This is a genomic window from Streptomyces sparsus (assembly GCF_054776295.1).
On sequence record NZ_BAAHCA010000419.1, the window covers coordinates 1 to 4208 of the forward strand.

A 4208-nucleotide genomic window follows, 5' to 3' on the forward strand; every position below is an offset into this window, starting at 1 on the left:
CGTCCCGCCTTCGTCCGCGCCGCCGTCCCGTTCGCGCCCCGGCCGCCACTGCGCCGGGGCCCGAAGGTGCGCGGCGGGTCAGGGGTGCAGAGCCCGGAGCAGCATCGGCAGCGAGGCACGGAACTCGCGGGCCCAGTACGGCGGGTCGTGCGTGCCGGCGTGGAAGTGGGTGGTCACGTGGACGCCCGCGGCCCGCAGCAGCGGGGCCAGCGCCCTGTTCTCCTCCAGCATGATCGCCTCCGTGGGGGAGAGCACGTCGTCGGGGAAGGGCGCGTCCGGGTCCTCCAGGCCGGGTATGTCCTCGTCGGGTTCGGTGTCCGGGGGGTCGAGCGGGCCGAGCCGGCCGTCACCGGAGGACAGGTACACGGGCACGTCCCGGAACCGGTCCGCCAGATACGCGGGGTCGTGGGACCGCCAGATCGCCCGCTGCCGTTGCGGATGGCCCCACAGCGCCAACCAGTCGAGGCCGAGGTACTCCATGCCCGCACGGACGGCGTGGGGGTGCAGGTGGGGGTGGACGAAGCCGCTGTAACTGGCAGCGGCCCGGAACATGCCGGGACGGCGGGCCGTGTAGGACAGCGCACCGAAGCCACCCTGGGACTGTCCCGCGACCGCTCGCCGCGACCCGGCGCCGTAGTGGCGTTCCAGCAGCGGCAGCATCTCGTCCAGGTGGAAGGTCTCCACGGCCGGCGGCCCGCCCTCGCCGTGGTTCCACCAGTCGGAGTAGAAGCCGTAGAGGGGCATCTGAGGCATCACCACGAGCGTGTTCCGCAGGGCGGGAAGGCGCTGGATGTTGTAGTCCTCGGTCCACGGCAGGTGGTCGCCGTCACCGCCGGGCAGCAGGTACAGCGTGGGCCAGCGCTCGCCGGCGTGGCGGCTGTGCCACCCCTCGGGGGTCAGCAGCCGCACCTCGGCGGTGGTTCCCAGGGCGGGGGAGTGCACGGTCAGGTCGGTCAGCCGGTCCGTCCGGCGCTCCTCGCTCACCACGCGCATCGGTTCGGGTTCGCCGGCCGCCTGCGCGGCGGCCGGGACCGTCGCGGCGAGGACCAGCGTGCTGAGCGAGAGAGCGAGCAGGGCCCTGACCCTGCCTCGCCGAGTGTGCGACATCGGGGGCTCCTCTCGGGATCGTCTGGACTCACGTCTCCTACGAGCCTCGCCACCGCCGCCCCGCAGCACATCCGTGACACCCCCCAACAAATCCCCCCATACCACCCCTGATGCCGTTGGGTCGGAGCGAGGGCCGGGCAGCTCGGTGATCAGCCGACGTGGGCGGCGATGGTGCGCGCGCACTCCATGGACCCGGTACGCGTCGTGTCCACCACCAGGTCGTAGCGCACTCCCTCGTGCACCGCGTCCGCCTGCGACGCGGCCATCCCCTGGACGCGGTCCCCCCGTGCCACCTCACGGTCCGCGGCGACCGCACCCTCACACCTGACACCGACCCACAGCACCGGCAGCGGGCCCAGCGCCTTCCGCCACCGCTCCTGGGACTCCGCCCCGCCCAGAAAGACGTCGTCGATGATGATCCGGGCGCCCGCGCGGGCCATCGCCACGACACCGTCCCGCCAGGCCGCCTCCAACGCCCGGAAGTCCGCCCCGACCTCCACCCGGCCGTCCGCCGCGATCTCGATGCCCGCCTCCGACTCCTGCATGCTCGCGGGCAGGGAGTCGATGAACGAGTCCACCCCGAACGCCGGCCACGGGTCCGGCAGCACGGCTTGCAGGCACCGCACGATCCCGGACTTACCCGAGCTGGAACCACCGTTGAGAATGATCATTCGAGTCGTCACCGCGCCACGGTAGGACGCTCCCCACCCGGGCACGAAGCGAATAACGGCCCTATCGCCCCACCGGTCGCCGATCGGGGACCGACGCGCTCACCGCCCCGGGGACGGCCGGGTGAGAGCAAGGTTTCGCCCGCGTCACGTGCCGGCACAGGGCGGAAACGCGCGCTTCCTACCTTCGGGGAGTCACACCCGAACCCTCCAGGAGGCGCCATGACAACCCGGGCCGGTACGCGCGAGGGGGGCCGCTGGATCGAGCAGTGGGACCCGGAGAACGAGACCTTCTGGCGCGATGGCGGCGAACGTGTCGCCCGCCGCAACCTGCTGTTCTCGATCCTGTCCGAGCACGTCGGCTTCTCGATCTGGTCGCTGTGGTCGGTGCTGGTGCTCTTCATGGGCCCCGAGTACGGCATCGACCCGGCCGGCAAGTTCTTCCTGGTGGCGATGGCCACCCTGGTCGGTGCGCTCGCCCGGGTGCCCTACACCTTCGCGGTGGCCCGGTTCGGGGGCCGCAACTGGACGGTGTTCGCGGCCGGCATGCTGCTGCTGCCGACCGTCGCCGCCTTCGCCGTGATGGAACCGGGCACCTCCTACACGACGTTCATGCTGGTGGCGCTGCTCACCGGCATCGGCGGCGGCAACTTCGCCTCGTCCATGACCAACATCAACTCCTTCTTCCCGCTGCGGAAGAAGGGCTGGGCGCTCGGTCTGAACGCGGGCGGCGGCAACATCGGCGTGCCCGTGATCCAGCTCGTCACGCTGCTCGTCATCGCCACCGCCGGCGCCGGTTCCCCGCGGCTGCTGCTCGGCATCTACCTGCCGCTGATCCTGGTCTCCGCGTACTGCGCGTGGCGGCACATGGACAACCTCGCGCCCGTCCGCAACGACACCGGAGCCGCCCGCGAGTCGGTCCGGGACCCGCACACCTGGATCATGTCGTTCCTGTACGTGGGCACCTTCGGCTCGTTCATCGGCTACAGCTTCGCGTTCGGCCTGGTGCTCCAGAACCAGTTCGACCGCACCCCGTTGCAGGCGGCGTCGCTCACCTTCATCGGGCCGCTGCTCGGCTCGCTGATCCGCCCGGTGGGCGGCTGGCTCGCCGACCGCTGGGGCGGCGCCCGCATCACGCTGTGGAACTTCCTCGCCATGGCCGCCGCGACCGGCATCGTCGTCGCCGCCTCCGTCCGTGAGTCGCTGCCGGTGTTCCTCGTCGGATTCGTCAGCCTGTTCGTGCTGACCGGCCTCGGCAACGGCTCCACGTACAAGATGATCCCCGGCATCTTCCAGGCGAAGGCGGAGGCCCTGGGGCTGACCGGCGAGCAGGCCGCCGCCCACGGACGCCGGCTCTCCGGAGCGGCCATCGGCCTGATCGGTGCGATCGGCGCACTGGGCGGCCTCGGCATCAACCTCGCCTTTCGCCAGTCCTTCCAGAGCTCCGGCGCCGGCACCGGCGCGTTCGTCGTCTTCCTCGCCTGCTACCTGGTGTGCGCCGCCGTCACCTGGGCCGTATACCTGCGCCGCACCGCGACCCCGAACCCCGGCGCCGACGCCGGGGAGCAGAGCCCGGCGGCCGAGCGGCGTCCGGCGTTCGCCCGGGTGTGAGACCCGGCCGGGAGAGGGGCACCCGGTGACACCGGCGGCGCGCTCCGTAACGCCGGGGAAATCGGCCCGTACCGGGTCTGTCACGCCTCACCGGCAGGCTCGGTACCCGGTCGGGGACAACCGAGGACAACACGCAGGACGAGGGCCGCACCCATGCACCAGGTCAAACCGCTCGACGGCTTCACCATCGGCGTCACCGCCGCCCGGCGCGCCGAGGAACTCGGCGCCCTGCTCACCCGGCGCGGCGCGTCGGTGCAGCACGCGCCGGCGCTGCGCATCGTGCCGCTGGCCGACGACGGCGAACTGATGAGCGCGACCGAGCAACTGCTGGCCGACGCCCCCGACACCCTGACCGCCACCACCGCCATCGGCTTCCGCGGCTGGGTGGAGGCCGCCGACGGCTGGGGCCTGGGCGAGTCGCTGCTGGCCCGGCTCAAGGACGTGGAGCTGCTGGCCCGCGGCCCGAAGGTGCGCGGCGCGATCCGGGCCGCGGGGCTGAAGGAGAAGTGGTCCCCGGCCTCGGAGTCGATGGCCGAGGTGCTCGACCGGCTGCTCGCCGAGGTCGTCGACGGCCGCCGCAACGCCGTCCAACTGCACGGCGAACCGCTGCCCGGCTTCTGCGAGGCGCTGCGTGACAGCGGCGCCGAGATCGTCACCGTGCCCGTCTACCGGTGGCTGCCGCCGCAGGACCTGGCCCCCGTCGACCGGCTCATCGACGCCGTAATCGGCGGCGCCCTCGACGCGGTCACCTTCACCAGCGCGCCCGCCGCCGCGTCGCTGCTGGACCGGATCGACCAGCGCGGCGTCCGCGACGACCTGCTG

Annotated in this window: 4 protein-coding genes; 2 read left to right on the forward strand and 2 right to left on the reverse strand. The window is 72.4% G+C overall.

The window, feature by feature from the left end; genetic code table 11:
- Positions 1 to 78: 78 nt before the first annotated feature.
- Positions 79 to 1107: an alpha/beta hydrolase gene (locus ACYVE9_RS17625; RefSeq protein ID WP_461028834.1), complete on the reverse strand. Its 1029-nt coding sequence runs from the start codon at positions 1105 to 1107 to the stop codon at positions 79 to 81.
- 149 nt (positions 1108 to 1256) lie between these two features.
- Entirely contained in the window at positions 1257 to 1778 is a 522-nt protein-coding gene (gene cpt / locus ACYVE9_RS17630; RefSeq protein WP_461028837.1) for a chloramphenicol phosphotransferase CPT, read from the reverse strand.
- 219 nt (positions 1779 to 1997) lie between these two features.
- On the opposite strand from cpt, the gene ACYVE9_RS17635 reads away from it, so the two are divergent.
- Together ACYVE9_RS17635 and ACYVE9_RS17640 are read left to right on the forward strand one after the other, a co-directional pair.
- The gene (locus ACYVE9_RS17635) at positions 1998 to 3386 is read left to right on the forward strand and encodes an MFS transporter (protein ID WP_461028835.1); all 1389 of its coding nucleotides are present in this window, start codon (positions 1998 to 2000) and stop codon (positions 3384 to 3386) included.
- A gap of 153 nt (positions 3387 to 3539) precedes the next feature.
- The coding region (locus ACYVE9_RS17640; RefSeq protein WP_461028836.1) for a uroporphyrinogen-III synthase at positions 3540 to 4208 on the forward strand (669 nt) is incomplete at its 3' end.

Coding starts and splice junctions, on each gene's coding strand:
- cpt (WP_461028837.1), bottom strand. CDS start 1,778: ATGATCATTCTCAACGGTGGTTCCAGCTCGGGTAAGTCCGGGATCGTG.
- ACYVE9_RS17635 (WP_461028835.1), top strand. CDS start 1,998: ATGACAACCCGGGCCGGTACGCGCGAGGGGGGCCGCTGGATCGAGCAG.
- ACYVE9_RS17625 (WP_461028834.1), bottom strand. CDS start 1,107: ATGTCGCACACTCGGCGAGGCAGGGTCAGGGCCCTGCTCGCTCTCTCG.